General features: G+C 74.4%; 16 protein-coding genes. 12 read left to right on the forward strand and 4 right to left on the reverse strand.

Going from position 1 to position 18488, the window contains the following annotated elements:
• Nucleotides 1–48: 48 nt before the first annotated feature.
• The 7 genes from ACVMYR_RS30940 (at nucleotide 49) to ACVMYR_RS30970 (ending at nucleotide 7494) form a co-directional block, all read left to right on the forward strand.
• The gene (locus ACVMYR_RS30940) at nucleotides 49–1167 is read left to right on the forward strand and encodes an AAA family ATPase (protein ID WP_077939223.1); all 1119 of its coding nucleotides are present in this window, start codon (nucleotides 49–51) and stop codon (nucleotides 1165–1167) included.
• On the forward strand, nucleotides 1146–2171 hold the full coding sequence (locus ACVMYR_RS30945; RefSeq protein WP_457123479.1) for a DUF58 domain-containing protein: 1026 nt from the start codon (nucleotides 1146–1148) through the stop codon (nucleotides 2169–2171). Before ACVMYR_RS30940 ends, ACVMYR_RS30945 begins: the two co-directional genes overlap by 22 nt.
• On the forward strand, nucleotides 2168–3118 hold the full coding sequence (locus ACVMYR_RS30950) for a VWA domain-containing protein (RefSeq protein ID WP_043967613.1): 951 nt from the start codon (nucleotides 2168–2170) through the stop codon (nucleotides 3116–3118). Before ACVMYR_RS30945 ends, ACVMYR_RS30950 begins: the two co-directional genes overlap by 4 nt.
• Nucleotides 3119–3954: 836 nt before the next feature.
• Nucleotides 3955–4659: a beta-ketoacyl-ACP reductase gene (gene fabG / locus ACVMYR_RS30955; protein WP_043967618.1), complete on the forward strand. Its 705-nt coding sequence runs from the start codon at nucleotides 3955–3957 to the stop codon at nucleotides 4657–4659.
• Between the two features lie 69 nt (nucleotides 4660–4728).
• Nucleotides 4729–5499: an enoyl-ACP reductase FabI gene (gene fabI / locus ACVMYR_RS30960; protein WP_457123480.1), complete on the forward strand. Its 771-nt coding sequence runs from the start codon at nucleotides 4729–4731 to the stop codon at nucleotides 5497–5499.
• A gap of 134 nt (nucleotides 5500–5633) precedes the next feature.
• Nucleotides 5634–6662 (forward strand): ferrochelatase, encoded by a 1029-nt coding sequence (locus ACVMYR_RS30965; RefSeq protein ID WP_077939226.1) that lies wholly within the window; start codon nucleotides 5634–5636, stop codon nucleotides 6660–6662.
• 52 nt (nucleotides 6663–6714) lie between these two features.
• Nucleotides 6715–7494, forward strand: a complete 780-nt coding sequence (locus ACVMYR_RS30970; protein WP_043967624.1) for an HAD-IIA family hydrolase — start codon at nucleotides 6715–6717, stop codon at nucleotides 7492–7494.
• Nucleotides 7495–7524: 30 nt separating this feature from the next.
• Here the strand turns inward: ACVMYR_RS30970 and ACVMYR_RS30975 are convergent, their stop codons facing one another.
• Nucleotides 7525–8319, reverse strand: a complete 795-nt coding sequence (locus ACVMYR_RS30975) for a hypothetical protein (protein ID WP_077939227.1) — start codon at nucleotides 8317–8319, stop codon at nucleotides 7525–7527.
• Between the two features lie 210 nt (nucleotides 8320–8529).
• Here ACVMYR_RS30975 and ACVMYR_RS30980 point away from each other — a divergent pair, with 210 nt between their 5' ends.
• Nucleotides 8530–9345: a DUF3097 domain-containing protein gene (locus ACVMYR_RS30980; protein WP_077939228.1), complete on the forward strand. Its 816-nt coding sequence runs from the start codon at nucleotides 8530–8532 to the stop codon at nucleotides 9343–9345.
• Nucleotides 9346–9444: 99 nt separating this feature from the next.
• Here ACVMYR_RS30980 and ACVMYR_RS30985 read toward each other — a convergent pair whose 3' ends face one another.
• Nucleotides 9445–10764 carry a serine hydrolase domain-containing protein gene (locus tag ACVMYR_RS30985; protein ID WP_457123481.1) on the reverse strand — a complete coding sequence of 440 codons (1320 nt, stop codon included), beginning with the start codon at nucleotides 10762–10764 and terminating at the stop codon, nucleotides 9445–9447.
• 111 nt (nucleotides 10765–10875) lie between these two features.
• Between ACVMYR_RS30985 and ACVMYR_RS30990 the strand changes: the two genes are divergently transcribed.
• The 3 genes from ACVMYR_RS30990 to ACVMYR_RS31000 all read left to right on the forward strand — a co-directional run bounded on the left by ACVMYR_RS30990 (nucleotide 10876) and on the right by ACVMYR_RS31000 (nucleotide 13458).
• Nucleotides 10876–11346 (forward strand): NfeD family protein, encoded by a 471-nt coding sequence (locus ACVMYR_RS30990; protein ID WP_077939230.1) that lies wholly within the window; start codon nucleotides 10876–10878, stop codon nucleotides 11344–11346.
• Nucleotides 11347–11351: 5 nt separating this feature from the next.
• A complete protein-coding gene (locus tag ACVMYR_RS30995) occupies nucleotides 11352–12458 on the forward strand; it encodes an SPFH domain-containing protein (protein ID WP_396787954.1) in 1107 nt (368 codons plus the stop codon).
• A 163-nt stretch (nucleotides 12459–12621) separates the two neighbouring features.
• Entirely contained in the window at nucleotides 12622–13458 is an 837-nt protein-coding gene (locus ACVMYR_RS31000) for a hypothetical protein (RefSeq protein WP_077939232.1), read from the forward strand.
• 23 nt (nucleotides 13459–13481) lie between these two features.
• Here the strand turns inward: ACVMYR_RS31000 and ACVMYR_RS31005 are convergent, their stop codons facing one another.
• Entirely contained in the window at nucleotides 13482–15266 is a 1785-nt protein-coding gene (locus ACVMYR_RS31005; RefSeq protein WP_457123482.1) for a glycoside hydrolase family 27 protein, read from the reverse strand.
• Between the two features lie 232 nt (nucleotides 15267–15498).
• Here ACVMYR_RS31005 and ACVMYR_RS31010 point away from each other — a divergent pair, with 232 nt between their 5' ends.
• Entirely contained in the window at nucleotides 15499–17688 is a 2190-nt protein-coding gene (locus ACVMYR_RS31010) for a transglycosylase domain-containing protein (RefSeq protein WP_457123483.1), read from the forward strand.
• Between the two features lie 52 nt (nucleotides 17689–17740).
• On the opposite strand, the gene ACVMYR_RS31015 is transcribed toward ACVMYR_RS31010, so the two are convergent.
• Nucleotides 17741–18391: a dTMP kinase gene (locus tag ACVMYR_RS31015; protein ID WP_457123484.1), complete on the reverse strand. Its 651-nt coding sequence runs from the start codon at nucleotides 18389–18391 to the stop codon at nucleotides 17741–17743.
• Between the last annotated feature and the right edge of the window lie 97 nt (nucleotides 18392–18488).

Here is an 18488-nt window from a genome sequence, read left to right on the forward strand (position 1 = left end):
CGCACCACGCACCACGCCGCGACGATCGACCAATGCTGTGGAGGACCGGTGGCCCAGCCGACCACGCCCGACGCCCCGACGCCGAACGGCAGCGCGCCGCCCCCGCCCCCGTCCGCCGCCGCGCCGCCGACGAGCACACCCGCGCAGGACGCGACGCTGCTGGAGAAGGCGCTGTTCGAGATCAAGCGGGTGATCGTCGGGCAGGACCGGATGGTCGAGCGGATGTTCGTGGCGCTGCTCGCCCGGGGCCACTGCCTGCTGGAGGGCGTCCCCGGGGTGGCGAAGACCCTGGCCGTGGAGACCCTCGCCCGGGTGGTCGGCGGGTCGTTCGCCCGGGTGCAGTTCACCCCGGACCTGGTGCCCGCCGACATCATGGGCACCCGGATCTACCGGCAGTCCAGCGAGAAGTTCGACGTCGAGCTGGGCCCGGTGTTCGTCAACTTCCTGCTCGCGGACGAGATCAACCGTGCCCCGGCGAAGGTGCAGTCCGCCCTGCTGGAGGTGATGAGCGAGCGGCAGGTGTCCATCGGCGGGCAGACCCACCGGGTGCCCGACCCGTTCCTCGTGATGGCCACGCAGAACCCGATCGAGCAGGAGGGCGTCTACCCGCTGCCCGAGGCGCAGCGGGACCGCTTCCTCATGAAGATCGTCGTCGGGTACCCGACCGACGCCGAGGAGCGGGAGATCGTCTACCGGATGGGCGTGGCCCCGCCGGAGCCGGCGCGGGTCTTCGACACCGCCGACCTGATCGCCCTGCAACGCAAGGCCGACCAGGTCTTCGTGCACAACGCGCTGGTCGACTACGCGGTGCGGCTGGTGCTGGCCACGCGTACCCCCGCGGAGCACGGCATGCCCGACGTCGCGCAACTGATCCAGTACGGCGCCAGCCCCCGCGCCTCGCTCGGCCTGGTGCGGGCGACCCGGGCGCTGGCGCTGCTGCGCGGCCGCGACTACGCCCTGCCGCAGGACGTGCAGGACATCGCACCGGACATCCTGCGCCACCGGCTGGTGCTCAGCTACGACGCGCTCGCCGACGACGTGCCGGCCGACCACGTCGTGCACCGGGTGATGTCGACGATCCCGCTGCCGTCGGTGGCCCCGCGCCAGCAGGCCACCCCGGGCGGCGCGCCGCCGGCCGCCGCCGGGTGGCCCGGGCAGCGGCCGTGACCCCAGCCGACCCCCACCCCTCATCGGGTACGCGAACCCCGATCTCGCCCGCCGCCGCGCCGCGCAGCGAGGCGGTGCTGTCCCGACTCCAGTTGCTGGTCACCCGCAAGCTCGACGGCCTGCTCCAGGGCGACTACGCCGGCCTGCTGCCCGGCCCCGGCAGCGAGGCGGGGGAGTCGCGCGAGTACCGCCCCGGCGACGACGTACGCCGGATGGACTGGCCGGTGACCGCCCGCACGACGATGCCGCACGTGCGCCGCACGGTGGCCGACCGGGAGCTGGAGACGTGGCTCGCGGTGGACCTGTCGGCGAGCCTCGACTTCGGCACCGGCCGGTGGCTCAAGCGGGACGTCGTGGTGGCCGCCGCCGCCGCGCTGGCCCACCTGACCGTGCGCGGCGGCAACCGGATCGGGGCGGTGGTCGGCAGCGGCGCGGACCCGCAGGCCCCGACCGGCCGCCGTGGCGCGGCGCTCCCGCCCGGCCCGGGGCGGCTGGTGCGGCTGCCCGCCCGGGGCGGGCGCCGGGAGACGCAGGGCCTGCTGCGGGCGATCGCCGGCACCGAGATCCGGCCCGGGCGCAGCGACCTGGGCGCGCTGGTCGACGCGCTGAACCGGCCGCCCCGCCGCCGCGGCGTCGCGGTGGTGATCTCCGACTTCCTCGCGCCGCCGCAGCAGTGGGCGCGGCCCCTGCGCAAGCTGCGGGTCCGGCACGACGTGCTGGCGATCGAGGTGGTCGACCCGCGCGAGCTGGAGCTGCCCGACGTGGGCGTGCTGCCGGTGGTCGACCCGGAGACCGGTGAGCTGCACGAGGTGCAGACCGCCGACCCCCGGCTGCGCCGCCGGTACGCCGACGCCGCCGCCGCCCAGCGGGCGGAGATCGCCGCGCAGCTGCGCGGGGCCGGCGCGGCCCACCTGCGACTTCGCACCGACACCGACTGGCTGCTCGACATGGTGCGCTTCGTCGCCGCGCAGCGGCACGCCCGCACCCGGGGGACGACACGATGATCCGTTTTCTGCAACCGTGGTGGCTGCTGGCCGTGCTGCCGGCACTCGCCCTCGCCGCGCTGTACGTGTGGCGGCAGCGCCGCCGCCGGGCGTACGCGATGCGGTTCACCAACGTGGACCTGCTGCGCACCCTCGCGCCGAAGGGGCTGGGCTGGCGGCGGCACGTGCCGGCGGTGGCGTTCCTGCTCTGCCTGCTGGTGCTGGCCACGGCGCTGGCCCGGCCGGCGATCGACACCCGGGAGCCGCTGGAGCGGGCTACCGTCATGCTGGCGATCGACGTGTCGCTGTCGATGCAGGCCGACGACGTCGCGCCGAACCGGCTGGAGGCTGCCCAGGAGGCGGCCAAGCAGTTCGTCGGCGAGCTGCCGCAGACCTACAACCTCGGTCTCGTCTCGTTCGCGAAGGCGGCGAACGTGCTGGTCCCGCCGACGAAGGACCGCGACGCGGTGACGGCCGCGATCGACGGGCTGGTGCTGGCCGAGGCGACCGCGACCGGCGAGGCGGTCTTCACCTGCCTGGAGGCGATCCGGTCGGTGCCGGCCGACGGCGCGGCGGGCATCCCGCCGGCCCGGATCGTGCTGCTCTCCGACGGGTTCCGCACCTCGGGGCGCTCGGTGGAGGAGGCGGCGGCGGCCGCGCAGGCGGCCAACGTGCCGGTCTCCACCATCGCGTTCGGCACCGACGACGGGCAGGTCGACATCGGCGGTCAGTTGCAGCGGGTGCCGGTGGACCGGATGGCGCTGGCCGAGCTGGCCGAGACGACCGAGGGCTACTTCTACGAGGCCGCCTCGGTGAGCGAGCTGAAGCAGGTCTACCAGGACATGGGCAGCTCGATCGGGTTCCGCACCGAGCCGCGCGAGATCACCCAGTGGTACGCCGGTCTGGCCCTGTTGCTGGCGCTGTGCGCGGGCGCCACCAGCCTGCTCTGGACGTCCCGGCTGATCTGAGGCCGGGCGGGCCGCAGCCCGCCCGGGACGGCCCCGGCGCGACCGCCGTGCCGGGGCTGCCGGCCCGGTGGCCGGTGGCTGGTGCGTGGCCCTGAGCGCGGTGGCCTGGTGCGCGGCCACCGCCGCCGGGCGGGGTTTCCGTGGCGGCGGGGTTTCCGTGGCGGCGCGGTCAGTGGCCGGCGCTGGCCAGCACGAAGACGACGGCCACCCAGACGGCGGCGAGGGTGAAGCCCAGCGGTGCGACGTAACGGCTCATGGGAAGGCTCCGGTGGCGACTGGACGGTCCACGCTGCGTGGTGGACCGCGAGGGAAGACGGGGCGCGCACACGAAGTCGTGACCGGGGTGCCCCCTCCCCGTCCTGGTCGGACGGCGCTGCCCGGTCGCCACCTTCGGCCGAGGGCCGAAGGCACCACCCTCGGCTCTCGGCTGAGGGGCGGGCGGTGCGGAAGGAGCGGAGCTGGGTCAGCTCACCTGCTGAGTCGTGGCTCAGCGGGGCTGACGTTCGGCCCGGCCACGACTGGGAGGATCGCTATCTCGCACAGCGATCACCTCCTGCGGTCGGCCTGGCCCGGAACGCGGATCATCGTACATCCGCTCACGGCACGGCCCGCACTCGGCCGGACGGCCGGCGGATCCCGGAAACCGTTCCCCCGCAAGGGCTGCGGCCGTCCGCCGATCCGCCGCTGTTAAGCGGGGCACCTTTTACCTCGGAAAGCGTTAACAGGGGGCCCTTCCTTGCACCAGGTCCGCGTGGCGCGGGGGTGCGTTAGCGCTTACCTGCCGGTAACGCCTAGGCTCCGGACCGACGTGGATCAGCTGAGCAAGAGGGGGACCCGTGGCCCGTACCGTGCTGGTGACCGGCGGCAACCGGGGGATCGGCCTGGCCATCGCGCAGGCGTTCGCCAAGCAGGGTGACCGGGTGGCGATCACGCACCGTAGCGGCGACGCGCCCGAGGGGCTGTTCGGCGTCGTCTGCGACGTGACCGACTCCGCCTCCGTCGACGCCGCCTTCACCGCCGTCGAGGCCGAGCTGGGCCCGGTGGAGGTGCTGGTCGCCAACGCCGGCATCACCGACGACACGCTGATCATGCGCATGTCGGAGGAGCAGTTCACCCGGGTGCTGGACACCAACCTCACCGGCGCGTTCCGCTGCGCCAGCCGGGCGTCCAAGAAGATGCTCCGCGCCCGGTGGGGTCGCATGATCTTCATCTCCTCGGTCGTCGGCCTCTACGGCGGCCCCGGGCAGGTCAACTACGCGGCGAGCAAGGCCGGCCTGGTCGGCGTGGCCCGCTCGATCACCCGGGAGCTGGGCGGGCGCAACATCACCGCCAACGTCGTCGCGCCCGGCTTCATCGACACCGACATGACGGCCGCCCTGCCCGAGGAGCGGCGGGCGGAGTACGTGAAGGCCATCCCGGCCGGCCGGCTCGCCGCGCCCGAGGAGGTGGCCGCAGTGGTCACCTGGCTGGCCTCCGACGCCGCCGGCTACGTCACCGGCGCCGTGATCCCGGTCGACGGCGGCCTCGGCATGGGCCACTGACCGGCCCCGCCCGGGTCGTCGACGCCGCCACCGTGCCCACCGCACGAATCCCAACGGAGGAACTCGCACATGTCCGGACTGCTGGCCGGTAAGCGGCTGCTGGTCACCGGCGTCATCACCGACGCCTCGATCGCCTTCTCCGTGGCGAAGATCGCCCAGGAGAACGGCGCGCAGGTCGTGCTCACCGGCTTCGGCCGGCTCTCCCTGGTCGAGCGGATCGCCCGGCGGCTGCCCGAGCCGGCCCCGGTGATCGAGCTGGACGTGACCAACCCCGAGCACCTCGCCGGCCTGGCCGACAAGGTCCGGGAGCACGTCGACGGCCTCGACGGGGTGGTGCACTCGATCGGGTTCGCGCCGCAGAGCTGCCTCGGCGGCGGCTTCCTCGACGCGCCGTGGGAGGACGTGGCCACCGCCCTGCACGTCTCGACGTACTCCTACAAGTCGCTGGCCATGGCGGCGCTGCCGCTGATGTCGCCGGGCGGCGCGGTGGTCGGGCTCACCTTCGACGCCACCAAGGCGTGGCCGGTCTACGACTGGATGGGCGTGGCCAAGGCCGGGCTGGAGTCGGCGTCGCGCTACCTGGCGCTGCACCTGGGCAAGCAGGGCATCCGCAGCAACCTGGTCGCCGCCGGGCCGCTGCGCACCATGGCCGCGAAGTCGATTCCCGGCTTCGTCCAGTTCGAGGACGCCTGGTCCGCGCGGGCGCCGCTGGGCTGGGACCTCACCGACCAGGCGCCGGCGGCGCGCGCCTGCCTGGCGCTGCTGTCGAACTGGTTCCCGGCGACCACCGGCGAGATCGTCCACGTCGACGGCGGCTACCACGCCCTCGGCGCCGCCTGAGCCGAAGGAAGGGCCCCCTGTTAACGCATTCGGTATAGCAGGGGCCCCTTCTTAACGCCGGAGACCGGGGGACCTTACCGCCGGGACCAGGGGGCGTCGCAGGGCCGTCGCCGGGCGCGGGGAAGAATGGGCCCATGGTGTACGACGCGTTGGTGCTGGTCTCCTTCGGCGGACCCGAGCGGCCCGAGGACGTGCTGCCCTTCCTGCAGAACGTGACGCGGGGGCGCGGCGTGCCCCCGGAGCGGCTGGCGGAGGTCGCCGAGCACTACCTGCACTTCGGCGGGGTCTCCCCGATCAACCAGCAGTGCCGGGAGCTGCTCGCGGCGATCCGGGCGGACTTCGCCGCCCACGGCGTCGACCTGCCCGTCTACTGGGGCAACCGCAACTGGGACCCGATGCTCGCCGACACCGTGGCGCGGATGCGCGACGACGGTGTCACCCGGGCCCTGGCATTCGTGACCAGCGCGTACGGCGGCTACTCGTCCTGCCGGCAATACCAGGAGGACATCGCCGCCGCCCGGGCCGCCGTCGGCCCCGACGCCCCCGTGATCGAGAAGCTGCGTCAGTTCTGGGATCATCCCGGCTTCGTCGAGCCGCACGCCGACGCGGTGCGCGCGGCGTTGGGTCAGCTCGACCCGGCGAAGCGGGCCACCACCCGGCTGGTGTTCACCGCCCACTCGATCCCCACCTCGGCGGCCGCGAACGCCGGCCCGCACGGCGGCCGGTACGAGGCGCAGCTCGCCGAGACCGCCCGCCTGGTGCACGCGTCCGCCGCGCCCGACCTGCCGTACGACCTGGTGTGGCAGAGCCGGTCGGGCCCGCCGCACGTACCGTGGCTGGAGCCGGACGTCAACGACCACCTCGCCGCCCTCGCCGAGGCCGGGACCACGGGCGTGGTGGTGAGCCCGATCGGGTTCGTCTCCGACCACCTGGAAGTGGTCTGGGACCTCGACACCGAGGCGCTGGAAACCGCCAAGCGGCTCGGCCTGGAGTTCGCCCGGGCCGGCACCCCGGGCACCGACCCGCGCTTCGTGGCGATGGTGCGCGAGCTGGTCGCCGAGCGCACGGAGCCCGGCGGCGAGCGGCTGCGCCGCCGCCTCGGCGAGCTGCCGCTGTGGGACACCTGCCCCACGGTGTGCTGCGTGCCGGCCCGCCGCCCCTGACCCCGGGTCCCCCCGGTCCTGCCCCGCCACCCGACACCCCCTGGGACGACGAATGTACGAACGCAAGCCGGTGCAGAGCTGGCTGACAGACATGGACGGCGTGCTGGTGCACGAGGGCCAGCCGGTGCCCGGCGCGCCGGAGTTCATCAACAAGCTGCGCTCCTCCGGCAAGCCGTTCCTGATCCTCACCAACAACTCGATCTACACGCCGCGCGACCTGCAGGCGCGGCTGACCCGGATGGGCTTCGAGGTGCCCGAGCACGCGCTGTGGACGGCGGCGCTGGCCACCGCCCAGTTCCTCGCCGACCAGCGGCCGGGCGGCACCGCGTACGTGATCGGGGAGGCCGGGCTGACCACGGCCCTGCACGCCGTCGGGTACGTGCTGACCGACTTCGCCCCGGACTACGTGGTGCTGGGGGAGACCCGCACGTACAGCTTCGAGGCGATCACCAAGGCGGTCCGCCTGATCAACGACGGGGCCCGGTTCATCTGCACCAACCCGGACGTGACCGGCCCGTCGGTGGAGGGGGCGTTGCCGGCGGCCGGCTCGGTCGCGGCGATGATCTCGAAGGCGACCGGGGTCGAGCCGTACTTCGTCGGCAAGCCGAACCCGATGATGATGCGGTCGGCGCTCAACACGATCAACGCGCACTCCGAGTCGACCGCGATGATCGGCGACCGGATGGACACCGACGTCCTGTGCGGCCTGGAGGCCGGGCTGGAGACGATCCTCGTGCTGACCGGGATCAGCACCCGCACGGAGGCGGAGCGGTACCCGTACCGGCCGTCGCGGATCGTCGGCTCGGTGGCGGACCTGATGGACGAGATCTGACCCGAGCCCGCCCGACGAGGGCGGGACCGGTCAGGGGCGCAGCGGGGCGTTGCAGGCGGCGACGAGGGCCTGCCGGCAGGCCGTGGTGAGCGGGCGCAGCGCCGCGTCGCGCTGCTGGGCCTCGTGGTTGTTGACCGCCCCGCCGGGCGCGCTGTGCCCGGCCAACGCCAGCACCCGGTCCAGCACGGCGGCGCGGGCGAACAGCCGGCGCGCCCGCGGGTCGAAGCCCGGCGGCAGGTCGGTGGTGCCGTCGGGGCGGCGCAGCGCCTCCAGCGCCCCGGCCAGCTCGGGCCGCCACTGGGCGACGTCGAGCCGGGTCAGCGCGGCGGTGGTCTCGGCGAGCGCGGTGGCCAGCTCCGCCTCCGCCTCGGCGGCGCCGGGCGAGCCGAGCGACGCGGCGGGGGCGTCGGCGGGCAGCGGGTAGCACCGCCACAGCACCGTCTCCCAGGTCATGCCCGAGCCGGAGGTGTGCGTGCGGACCTCCGGGATCACCCCGATCCCCCCGGCGACGACCGCCTCGCCGGTGAGCAGCGCCGCGCCGGTGAAGTCGCCCGGGCCGGGCAGCCCCCGGGGGTCGCCGGGCACGGGCAGCACCAGCCGGATCTCGTCCGGCGAGAGCTTCGCCAGGGCGGGCAGCGCGTCGCGCAGCGGGACGTCGGTCCAGGTGCCGGGGGCGTCGGCGACGAGGTGCTCCTCGTCGCCGGCGATCTCCTCGGCGACCTCGTCGTACGGCACGAGCCCGGCGCGCCACGCGCGTACCCAGGCAACGAACCGGCTCGACCGGCGCGGCGCAACCTTGACCGCGCCCGTGGCGGGGGAGGACATGCAAGAGAGGGTACGTGGTGCGCGCCGTCCGTGTCTCGACTGCGGCTTGCCCGGCGCCCCCTGCCCCCGCCTACCCCCTACCGCCCGGCGCGTACCGCCGCCGGCGCGTCCGTCCGTTTTCCCTGCCCACTCCGGTGACCGGCGCGCCCCGTTGCCATGATCGGCGCGGCTGCCGCGCCGCCGGGCGCGGCGGGGGTTAGCGTGGCGGGCATGGTGGGGCGCTACGGCGAGGACGTGTTGGCGGGCGACTGGCGGCGGCGTCGGGTCGTGCCCGAGGTGGACGCGGAGGCCGACCTCGTGGTCGAGGACGCCGACTCCGGGTTCTGCGGGGCGGTGGTCGGCTTCGAGTCCGGCGCGGTGGTGCTGGAGGACCGGCACGGCCGGCGGCGCAACTTCCCGCTGCTGCCGGCGGCGTTCCTGCTCGACGGGAAGCCGGTGACGCTGCGCCGCCCGGCCCGGTCGCCGGTGCCGGCCGCCCGGCGGCGCACCGCGTCGGGTTCGACCGCCGTGGCCGGCGTGCGGGCGCAGGTGGCCAAGGCCAGCCGGATCTGGGTCGAGGGCGTGCACGACGCCGCCCTGGTGGAGCGGATCTGGGGCGACGACCTGCGGATCGAGGGCGTGGTGGTGGAGCCGCTGGACGGCATCGACGACCTCGGCGCGCGGGTCCGCGACTTCGGGCCGGGGCCGACCCGGCGGCTCGGGGTGCTCGTCGACCACCTGGTGCCCGGCTCGAAGGAGAGCCGGATCGTGGCCGGGGTGACGTCCGCGCACGTGCTGGTCACCGGGCACCCGTACGTCGACGTGTGGCAGGCGGTGAAGCCGGCCGCGCTGGGCATCGCGGCGTGGCCGGTGGTGCCACGGGGACGGCCGTGGAAGGAGGGGGTCTGCGCCGCCCTCGGGGTGGCCGCGCCCGCCGACATGTGGCGGCACATCCTGTCCCGGGTGGACAGCTTCGCCGACGTGGAGACCCCGCTGATCAACGCGATGGAACGGCTGATCGACTTCGTTACCGAACCGTCGGCCTGAGTCCGGGTCACCGGCCCCTCGGCCTGAGGCCGGGTCACCGCTCCCTTGGCCTGAGCCCGCCCGCCCGCCGGTCGGGCGGGCCCGGGCCGGTGCGTCGGGTCAGGGCTCCTCGTCGGGGGTGCGGGTCAGCAGGAACGTGCCCATGTCGAGGGCGACCGGCCGCCCCGCGTCGTCGCGGACCACGGCGAGGATCTCGCCGTCCTGCTCGCCCGAGCGGCCCCGCCAGCGGTCCGGGTCCTGCGGGGTGAACCGCAGCACCGGCTCGCCGGCCGGCGGGCTGGCCCACAGGTCGCCGGTGGCCGGGTCGGCGCGGAACTCGAACTCCCCGCCCATCCACCACCAGCGGCCGGTCAGCTCGGCAACGTCGGCCGGGGGCGGGGCGGCGGCCGGCAGCCAGGGGGCGACGGGCTCGGGCAGCGCGTCCAGCACGGTGGTGAGCACCTCCCGGGCGAGCGCGCCGAGGTGGCCGACGCGCAGCCCGTACGAGTTGGCGAAGCCGACGACGGCGGTGCGGGCGGGCCGGTGCACGGCCAGCGCGGCGACGTACCCGGGCATGGAGCCCCCGTGCCCGACGTGCACCCGTTCGCCCACCCGGTACAGCTCCAGCCCGAGGCCGTGTCCGCTGGTCCAGCCCTGCGGGTCGCTCATCGTCACCGTCGCGCACATCTCGGTGAGCGTGTCCGGGTGCAGCAGCGCCGGGTCGGGGTCGGCCAGGAACGCGGCCCAGCGGCCGAGGTCGGTGACGGTGGACCAGAGCTGCCCGGCCGGTGCCATCGCCCCGGTGTCGGTGCGTGGCTCCTCGCGCAGCGTGTCGTGCCACGGGTGCACCACGTACCCCCGGGCGAACGGCTCGACGGGGTCGTAGGTGGTGCGGGTCATGCCCAGCGGCTCCAGCAGTCGCGCCCGCAGCAGATCGCGCCAGGGCGTGCCGGTGACGGCCTCCAGCGCGCCGCCGAGCAGCCCGTACGCCAGGTTGGAGTAGTGGTAGACCCGGTGCGGTGGGTACGCGATCTTGCGCCCGTCCACCCCGGCCAGCACGGACGCCAGGTCGCCGACGCCGGCCCGTTCCCACCACGGCCCGTCGGGCTCGCGTTGCAGGCCGCTGGCGTGGCCGAGGAGCTGGCGCAGGGTGAGCCGCCCGACGCCGGTGCCCGGCAGGTGCCGCTCCAGGGGGTCGTCGAGGGCGAGCGCGCCGGCGTCGCGCTGCTGCATGATCAGCACGGCGGTCATGGTCTTGGTGATCGAGCCGAGCCGGTACTGCCGGTCGGCGTCGGGGCGGGGGCGCTCCCCGGCGGCGGCGACGTGGGTCAGCTCACCGTCGCGCACCACGCCGAGCACGAGCGAGGGGGCGCGCCCCTCGGACTGGGCGCGGGCGACCCGGGCATCGATGTGGCGGGCGGTCTCGGGCGGCAGCGACACGGGTTCCTCCAGCTCTCGGGGCGGTTCCGCCGGGCTTCGCGGGGGCGGTCCCGCCGAGCCTACTGATCTTGCCGACGAGCCGCGCGTGCTTTGACGTGTCACCCTTGGGGGGTGGACGCGGTGTTCTGGGTCGTACTGGGTGTGGTGTTGGCGGTCGCCGAGATCTTCACGACGACGCTGTTCCTGATCATGTTCGCGGTCGGCGCGTTCGCCGCCGCGGGCGCGGCGGCCCTGGGCGCCCCGACCGCCGTGCAGGCCGTGGTCTTCGCGGTGGTCTCCGCGCTCACGGTGGCGGTGGCGCGGCCGGCGATCCGCCGGCACGCCCGCTCCACGTCCGACGGCGCCGAGCCGATCGGCCTGGCGGCGATCGAGGGCTCCACCGCGCTGGTGCTGGAACGGGTCGACGCCGAGCAGGGCCTCGTCAAGATCGACGGCGAGCTGTGGAGCGCCCGGTCGTACGACGCGACGCAGAGCTTCGACCCCGGCCGGCGGGTACGGGTGATCAAGGTCCAGGGCGCGACGGCCCTGGTGTGGGATGACGACGTTTCCACCTCGGGCGAGCTGCCCGAAGCGAGAGGGTGAAGGGTATGGAGTTTGTGTCGGTGCTGTTGATCGCCGTGGCGTTGATCGCCATGGTGACCCTGATCAAGGCGGTGCGGATCGTGCCGCAGCAGCGCCAGGACGTGGTGGAGCGGCTCGGCCGGTACAAGCGCACCCTCAACCCGGGCCTGAACCTGCTGGTGCCGTTCATCGACGCGGTGCGCACCAAGGTCGACATGCGGGAGCAGGTGGTCAGCTTCCCGCCCCAGCCGGTGATCACCTCCGACAACCTGGTGGTCTCGATCGACACGGTGCTCTACTTCAAGGTCGTCGACTCGGTCCGGGCCACGTACGAGATCTCGAACTTCCTCCAGGCCATCGAGCAGCTCACCGTCACGACGCTGCGTAACGTGATCGGCTCGCTGGACCTGGAGCGGGCGCTGACCAGCCGGGAGGAGATCAACCGGCACCTGTCGGGCGTGCTGGACGAGACGACCGGCCGGTGGGGCATCAAGGTGACCCGGGTGGAGATCAAGGCGATCGAGCCGCCGCCGAGCATCCGCGACTCGATGGAGAAGCAGATGCGCGCCGAGCGGGACCGCCGCGCCGCGATCCTGAACGCCGAGGGGCACAAGCAGTCGCAGATCCTCACCGCCGAGGGTGAGAAGCAGGCGGCGGTGCTGCGCGCCGACGGTGACCGGCAGGCCCGCATCCTGCAGGCGGAGGGCCAGGCGAAGGCGATCCGCACGGTCTTCGACGCGATCCACCAGGCCAACCCGAGCCAGAAGGTGCTCGCCTACCAATACCTCCAGGCCCTCCCGCAGATCGCCAACGGCACGGCGAACAAGGTCTGGATCGTCCCGGCGGAGCTGACCAAGGCCCTGGAGGGGATGGGCGGCGCGCTGGGCGGGCTGAGCCAGATGGTCGGCGACGCGCCGTCGCCGGAGGCCGCCGACGGGGCGAGCGCCGTCGAGCGCGAGGCCGCCGAGGCCGCGCAGGCGGCGGCGGCCGCGGCCCAGCAGATCCACGACGAGGTACGCGTCGCCGAGGCACAGGCCACCGGTGGCACCGCCCCGCAGAGCCTGCCGGCCCCGGAGCCGGTCTCCCCGGCGAGCCTGCTGACCGACCCGGCCGACCAGCGCGAACGGGGCTGACGCCCGGCGCTCGCGTCGCCCGCCCGCCGGCCGGGCGGGAATGCGAATAATCCTCATGCGGCGCTCCGGTGCCTGACACGATCGGTCCGACAGGACGGGTCGTGACCAGGACCGGGGCGCCGCGGCGCGTCCCGCCCCGCCGACGAGCGCAGCGAGGTGTCGCATGAAGGATCCGCTGGACAAGTTCCTTTCCCGGCCGCCGGTGCCCGGCGCGCACGACCCGGCCGGTCCGCTCGGCACCCGCCGCACCGGCGGCGGGTTCGGGGTGCTGCCGTTCGTCACCGAGCCGGGCCCGGCCGCCCCCGCCACCAACGCCACCTGGGCCTGGTCGCTGCGCCGCTTCGGCCGCGCGTCGGTCTGGCTCCTGCCGGCGTACGCGCTGCTCTACGGCGCCGTCGCGATGGCCAGCGACGGCGGCGTCGGCAACGACCCGTACCCGGCCGACGGCGGTCAGCTCTACCTCGTCGGCTGGGTCGCCGCCGTCTGGCTCGGCCTGCTGGCCCTGCTGGCCCTGACCGGGCTGCTCGCCGCCACCCGCAGCCGCCGGGTGGCCGCCGCGGGCCTGCTGGCCAGCATCGCCGGCACCGTGCTCATGCTGCCCTTCGCCGGGCTGGCCGAGCAGGCCCCCGTCTTCGGCACCACCGCCCGCACGCTCGTCCTGGTCGGTGCCACCTGCTACACGGCCGGCTGGTTCCTCACCGGCTGGGCGGTGGCCCGCTCCGGCATGTTCAGCCTCGGCGACGGCACGATGATGATGATCGCCGCCCCGCTGCTCGGCATCGGTGGCGCGCTGGTCGGCTCGGTGCAGACCTTCGGGGCGATCTTCGTGCTGGTCGCGGGGATCGGCATCGGCTACCGGTCCGGCCGGCTCGTGCCCGCCGCCATCGCCCGGGACGCCGCCAGCGCCAGCGTCGCGACGGCGACCGGCCCTGGGCTGGGGCCGGCGGGCGGCCCGGCCTCCGGCACCGGGTCGGCCGGCGGCCCGCTCGCCGCCGGCTGACCCGGTCGTCGGCTGCCAGCCAGCTAGCGCCAGCTCCACCGCTGGTTGTCGGCGGAGCCGCACGTCCAGAGGACGATCTTGGTGCCGTTCGCCGTGGCGGCTCCCGACGCGTCGACGCACAGGCCGGACTGCGCACCCCGGATCGTCCCGTCGGCGTTGACGGTCCACTGCTGGTTGGCCTGGCCGTTGCAGTCCCAGATCACCACCCGCGTGCCGTTGGCGGTGCCCGCGTTGTACGCGTCCAGGCACTTGTTGCCGTAGACCCTGAGCTGCCTGGCGGAGGTGTACGTCCAGGTCTGGTTGCTCGCGCCGGTGCAGTCCCACAGCTGGGCCTGGGTGCCGTTGGTGGTGGCGAAGTTGTTGACGTCCAGGCAGCGGCCGGACTGCCTGCCGACCAGCCCCCCGGTGCGGGTGCCGCCGCCGGTGTCCTCGCTGCCGCTGACAACGAGCAGCACGGCCTCGCGGGCGGGGACGCTCGTGGCGTAGCTGTTCGTGCGGGCGCCCAGGTCGGTGGCGGTCCACACGTTGCGTACGCTCGCGGTGCCGCCCAGCCCGAGGTCGGCGAAGCGGGCCGTGACGGTGGCGGCCGACCCGGTGCGGTTGAGCAGCAGGACCGCCCGCTGGCCGCTGGTGGCGAGCACCTTGCTGTACACCTGGAGCCCGGCGGAGTCCTCGGCGACCTTGACGCCCTGCCGGCTCAGCGGGTCCTGGTCGATGGCGATGACCTCGCGGTTGCCGAGGATGGCCCGGGTCTCGGCGGACATGGTGGCCAGGTTGTTGCCGGCGAGCAGCGGGGCGCCGGAGATCGCCCACAGGCCGAGGTGGGTGCGGTTCTGGGCCGCGTTGAACCCCGGCATCCCGGCGATCAGCATGTCCGGGTCGTTGTAGTGGCCGACGCTCTGGGCGGCGGGGTGCTGGGCGGAGTCGAAGTTGGCCAGCACGCGGTCCATGGACGCCTGCTGACCGTAGTAGATGATGTCCCCGCTGGTGCGCCACATGGTGGACATGCCGGGCGCCCAGTCCCAGGGGCTCTGCACGCCCCAGTTGCAGACCGACAGCACCATCGGCCGGCCGGTCTGCGCGGTGGCGCGGGCGATGGAGTCGCTGATGGCCTGGTAGGTGGTCCGGGGGTTGAGCCCCTCGGCGGAGCCGCCGCACCAGTCGACCTTGACGAAGTCGAAGCCCCACTGGGAGAACGCGAGGAAGTCCTGGTCGTAGTGCCCCTCGCTGCCGGAGCCGGGGGCGGCCGGTCGGCCGGTCGGGTAGTAGTAGCCGCAGCCGTCGCGGCCGGCGTCGGTGTAGATGCCCGCCTTCAGGCCCTTGCTGTGGATGTAGTCGGCGATGGCCCTCATCCCGCCGGGCCACTCGGTGGTGTCGACGGTGATGTTGCCGGTGGCGTCCCGGGTGCCCTGCCACCAGCCCTCGTCGATGTTGACGTACTCGTAGCCGGCGTCCTTGAGGCCGCTGGAGACGAGGCTGTCGACCTGCGCCTTGATCACGTTGTAGTCGATCTTCGCGGCGAAGGTGTTCCACGACGCCCAACCCATCGGCGGCCTGGTGACCACCTGGTTCGGGGCGGCCGCCGTCGGCGCCTCGTCCGCGGCCTCCGCCGACGCCGTGCCCGCCGCCGACGCCGTGCCCGCCGCCGACGCCGTGCCCGCCGCCGACGCCGCGACCTCCGCCGGTGCCGCGGCGGCGGGCGCGCCCGCACCGGCCGCGCCCGCGAGCGCCGCGACCAACGCGAGGGCAACGGCCGCCGCGCCGCGCCTGACCGCTGGCGTGCCGGCCGGCCCTGGAGCTGCTCTCATCTGGCCTTCCCTTCCGTTTCGGGGAGGTTGCTGCGCTCACCTGCCGGCAACCCGGTTCATTGTTAGCGCTAACATTGTTGCAAGTCAATGTCCTGTTCCGGATCGTGAAGCCGGACAGGGCCGCCGAGCAGGGACGATCCGCACCCAGAACGCCGCCGGCCGCCGGTGAAATAGCCGACAACCCGCCGCCGGAGGTGGTCGGATCGCGGCTTTCGTGGCAACCCTTGACTGCATGCCGCCACCCCGGTCGCCGCTGTCGCGGCTGTTCACCGTGCTGCTCGCCGGACTGCTCGCCGGCCTCGCGCTGGCCGCCGCCGCGCTGCCGGCCAACCTGCTGCTCGGCTACGCCGCCAAGTCGGCCGTCGGGTCCTACGCGGCACTGCCCGAGGCGCTGCGCACCCCGACCACCCCACAGCGGTCGTACCTGTACGCCAACGACGGCAAGACGCTGATCACCACGTTCTACGACGTCAACCGCACCGACGTGCCGCTGACCGAGATCGCCCCGGTGATGCGCGAGGCCATCGTGGCCGCCGAGGACCGGCGCTTCTACTCCCACGGCGGCACCGACCTGCGCGGCATCGCCCGCGCCCTGGTCGCCAACGTCACCGGCGGCGGCACCGAGCAGGGCGGCTCCACGCTGACCATGCAGTACGTGCGCAACGTGCTCAAGACCGACCCGAACCGCACCGCCGAGGAGCGGGCCGCGGCCACCGAGCAGACCGTCGGGCGCAAGCTCCAGGAGATCCGGTACGCCACGGCGCTGGAGCAGCGGCTCAGCAAGGACGAGATCCTCAACCGCTACCTCAACATCGCGTACTTCGGCTCCGGCGCGTACGGCATCGCGGCGGCCAGTCAGCGCTACTTCGCCAAGTCCCCGGCCGAGCTGACCCTGCCCGAGGCGGCGCTGCTCGCCGGCCTGGTGCAGTCGCCCGACGCGTACAGCCCGATCGACGGGGACGCCGACGCGGCCCTGGCCCGGCGGGCATACGTGCTCGACGCGATGGCCGCCACCGGCAAGATCACCGCCGAGCAGGCGACCGCCGCGCAGGCCGAGAAGGTGACCCTGCGCCCCACCCAGCAGCCCAACGGCTGCACCGCCGTCGCCGACGGCCACGACGACTGGGGCTTCTTCTGCGACTACCTGCGCCAGTGGTGGCTCACCCAGCCCGCGTTCGGCGAGACCGTCGCCGAGCGGGAGCAGGCGCTGCGCCGGGGCGGCTACACCGTCGTCACCTCCCTGGACCCGAAGCTCCAGCAGACCGCGCAGCAGCAGGCCACGGCCGTCTACGGGTACGACGACAAGCGTGCCCTGCCCATCGCGGCCGTGCAGCCCGGCACCGGTCGGGTGCTCGCCATGGCGGTCAACCGGCACTACAGCCTCGACGCCAACCCCGACGGGCAGGCCAACCACCCCAACACCGTCAACCCGCTGATCTCCGGCGGCGGTGGCGTCGACGGATACCAGGCGGGGTCGACGTTCAAGCTGTTCACCATGCTCGCCGCGCTCGAGAACGGCAAGCAGCTCGCGACCGGCTTCGACGCGCCCAGCCGGCTGCCCACCCGGTACGCCGCCGAGGGGGAGGCCAGCTGCGGCGGCAAGTGGTGCCCCGCCAACGCCAACCCGCAGTGGATGGACGGCTACCGCACCATGTGGGACGGCTTCGGCCGCTCCGTGAACACGTACTTCGTGTGGCTGTCGGAGCAGGTCGGCCCGGCGAAGGTGGTGGAGATGGCCCAGCGCCTCGGCATCACCTTCCGCGCCGAGGCCGACGCCGCCTTCGCCCGCGACAACGCCGCCAACTGGGGATCGTTCACCCTCGGGGTGGCGGCCACCACCCCCCTCGACCTCGCCAACGCCTACGCCACCGTGGCCGCCGAGGGGACGTACTGCACGCCGTTGCCCGTGGTGTCGGTGACCGCCGCCGACGGCGACAAGGTCGACGTCGGCGAGCCGTCCTGCCGTCGGGTGCTCGACGCCGACGTGGCCCGGGCGGCCACCGACGCGGCCCGCTGCCCGGTCGGCCAGCAGACCACCTACGGCCAGTGCGACGGCGGCACCGCCACCGCCGTGGACACGATCGTCGGGCGACCGGTCGCCGGCAAGACCGGCAGCTCGGAGGGGGCCGCCACGGAGACGTTCGTCGGCTTCACCCCGCAGGTCGCCGTCGCCGGCATCGCCGCCAACCCCGACGACCCGGGCGACGCGGTCGGCTCGGCCGTGCAGGCGAAGGTCATCGCCGCGGTGGCCCGGACGATCCGCGCCGCCGTGGACGGCCAGCCGGTGCGCGACTTCACCCCGCCCAGCCGGGAACTGGCCGGCGAGGTGCACCGCCCCGCCCCGCAGCCGACGCCCACCCCGAGCCCGCAGGAGACCCTCCCGCCGGACGTGCTGCGCTGGCTCAACCGCGCCCGCGGCTGAGGTGCAAGGAAGGGCCCCCTGTTAACGCTTTCTGTAGAGCAGGGGCCCCTTCTTAACCAGCCGCCGCAGCATCCGGGCCGGAGGAGCCCGCCGCCGCGCCCTGCCCGTCGACCAGCGGCGCGACCACCCCGTCCAGCGCGGCGGCCACCTCGCCCGGGTCGCCGCCGCCGGGCAGCACGACGAATCCGCCGAACTCCGGCAGCGCCCGGTAGGCGGCGTCCAGCGCGCGCAGGTGCGTCAGCTCCTCGGTGTCGATGCCGCGGGCCAGCACCCGCCGCTGCGCGACCTCCGGCGCGACGGCCAGGAAGCAGACCACCGTCGGCGCGGGGAAGATCCGGTACGCCGCGCGCACCGCCCGCCCGCCCCGGTCGCCCCGGGCCCGCATGATCACGTACTGGCAGTAGGTCCACCGGTCCAGCACCGCCGTGCGCCCGGTCGCCCACGACCAGAGCAGGGTGCGGGCCATCGCCGCCGCGCGCACCGTCGCCTCGACGACCGGATAGCAGGTACGCCCGAACAGCGCCACCCCGTCCGGCCGTCCGACCGCCCGGGCCAGCCTGTTCCACAGCGGCCGACCGCCGGCGTTCTCGAAGTACGTGGCCGGTACGCCCCGCGCGGTCAGCCGCCGCGCCAGCGCCCGCGCCTGGGTGGTCTTGCCGGAGCCGTCGACGCCGACGAGCGCGATCAGCACGGGACGTCTCATGCCCCGCCACCCTACCCACCGCCCGCGACCTGGCCCCCGCCTCACCCGCCCCGCGCGACGCCCCGCGCACCGCGCGACGGGCCGGCCGTCGCGCGGT

The sequence above is a fragment of the Micromonospora sp. PTRAS2 genome (genome assembly GCF_054052245.1).

What these genes read in the sequence shown, in the direction of transcription:
- ACVMYR_RS30950 (WP_043967613.1), top strand. Translation starts at nt 2,168, where the DNA reads ATGATCCGTTTTCTGCAACCGTGGTGGCTGCTGGCCGTGCTGCCGGCA.
- fabI (WP_457123480.1), top strand. Translation starts at nt 4,729, where the DNA reads ATGTCCGGACTGCTGGCCGGTAAGCGGCTGCTGGTCACCGGCGTCATC.
- ACVMYR_RS30965 (WP_077939226.1), top strand. Translation starts at nt 5,634, where the DNA reads ATGGTGTACGACGCGTTGGTGCTGGTCTCCTTCGGCGGACCCGAGCGG.
- ACVMYR_RS30970 (WP_043967624.1), top strand. Translation starts at nt 6,715, where the DNA reads ATGTACGAACGCAAGCCGGTGCAGAGCTGGCTGACAGACATGGACGGC.
- ACVMYR_RS30975 (WP_077939227.1), bottom strand. Translation starts at nt 8,319, where the DNA reads ATGTCCTCCCCCGCCACGGGCGCGGTCAAGGTTGCGCCGCGCCGGTCG.
- ACVMYR_RS30980 (WP_077939228.1), top strand. Translation starts at nt 8,530, where the DNA reads ATGGTGGGGCGCTACGGCGAGGACGTGTTGGCGGGCGACTGGCGGCGG.
- ACVMYR_RS30995 (WP_396787954.1), top strand. Translation starts at nt 11,352, where the DNA reads ATGGAGTTTGTGTCGGTGCTGTTGATCGCCGTGGCGTTGATCGCCATG.
- ACVMYR_RS31000 (WP_077939232.1), top strand. Translation starts at nt 12,622, where the DNA reads ATGAAGGATCCGCTGGACAAGTTCCTTTCCCGGCCGCCGGTGCCCGGC.
- ACVMYR_RS31005 (WP_457123482.1), bottom strand. Translation starts at nt 15,266, where the DNA reads ATGAGAGCAGCTCCAGGGCCGGCCGGCACGCCAGCGGTCAGGCGCGGC.
- ACVMYR_RS31010 (WP_457123483.1), top strand. Translation starts at nt 15,499, where the DNA reads ATGCCGCCACCCCGGTCGCCGCTGTCGCGGCTGTTCACCGTGCTGCTC.
- ACVMYR_RS31015 (WP_457123484.1), bottom strand. Translation starts at nt 18,391, where the DNA reads ATGAGACGTCCCGTGCTGATCGCGCTCGTCGGCGTCGACGGCTCCGGC.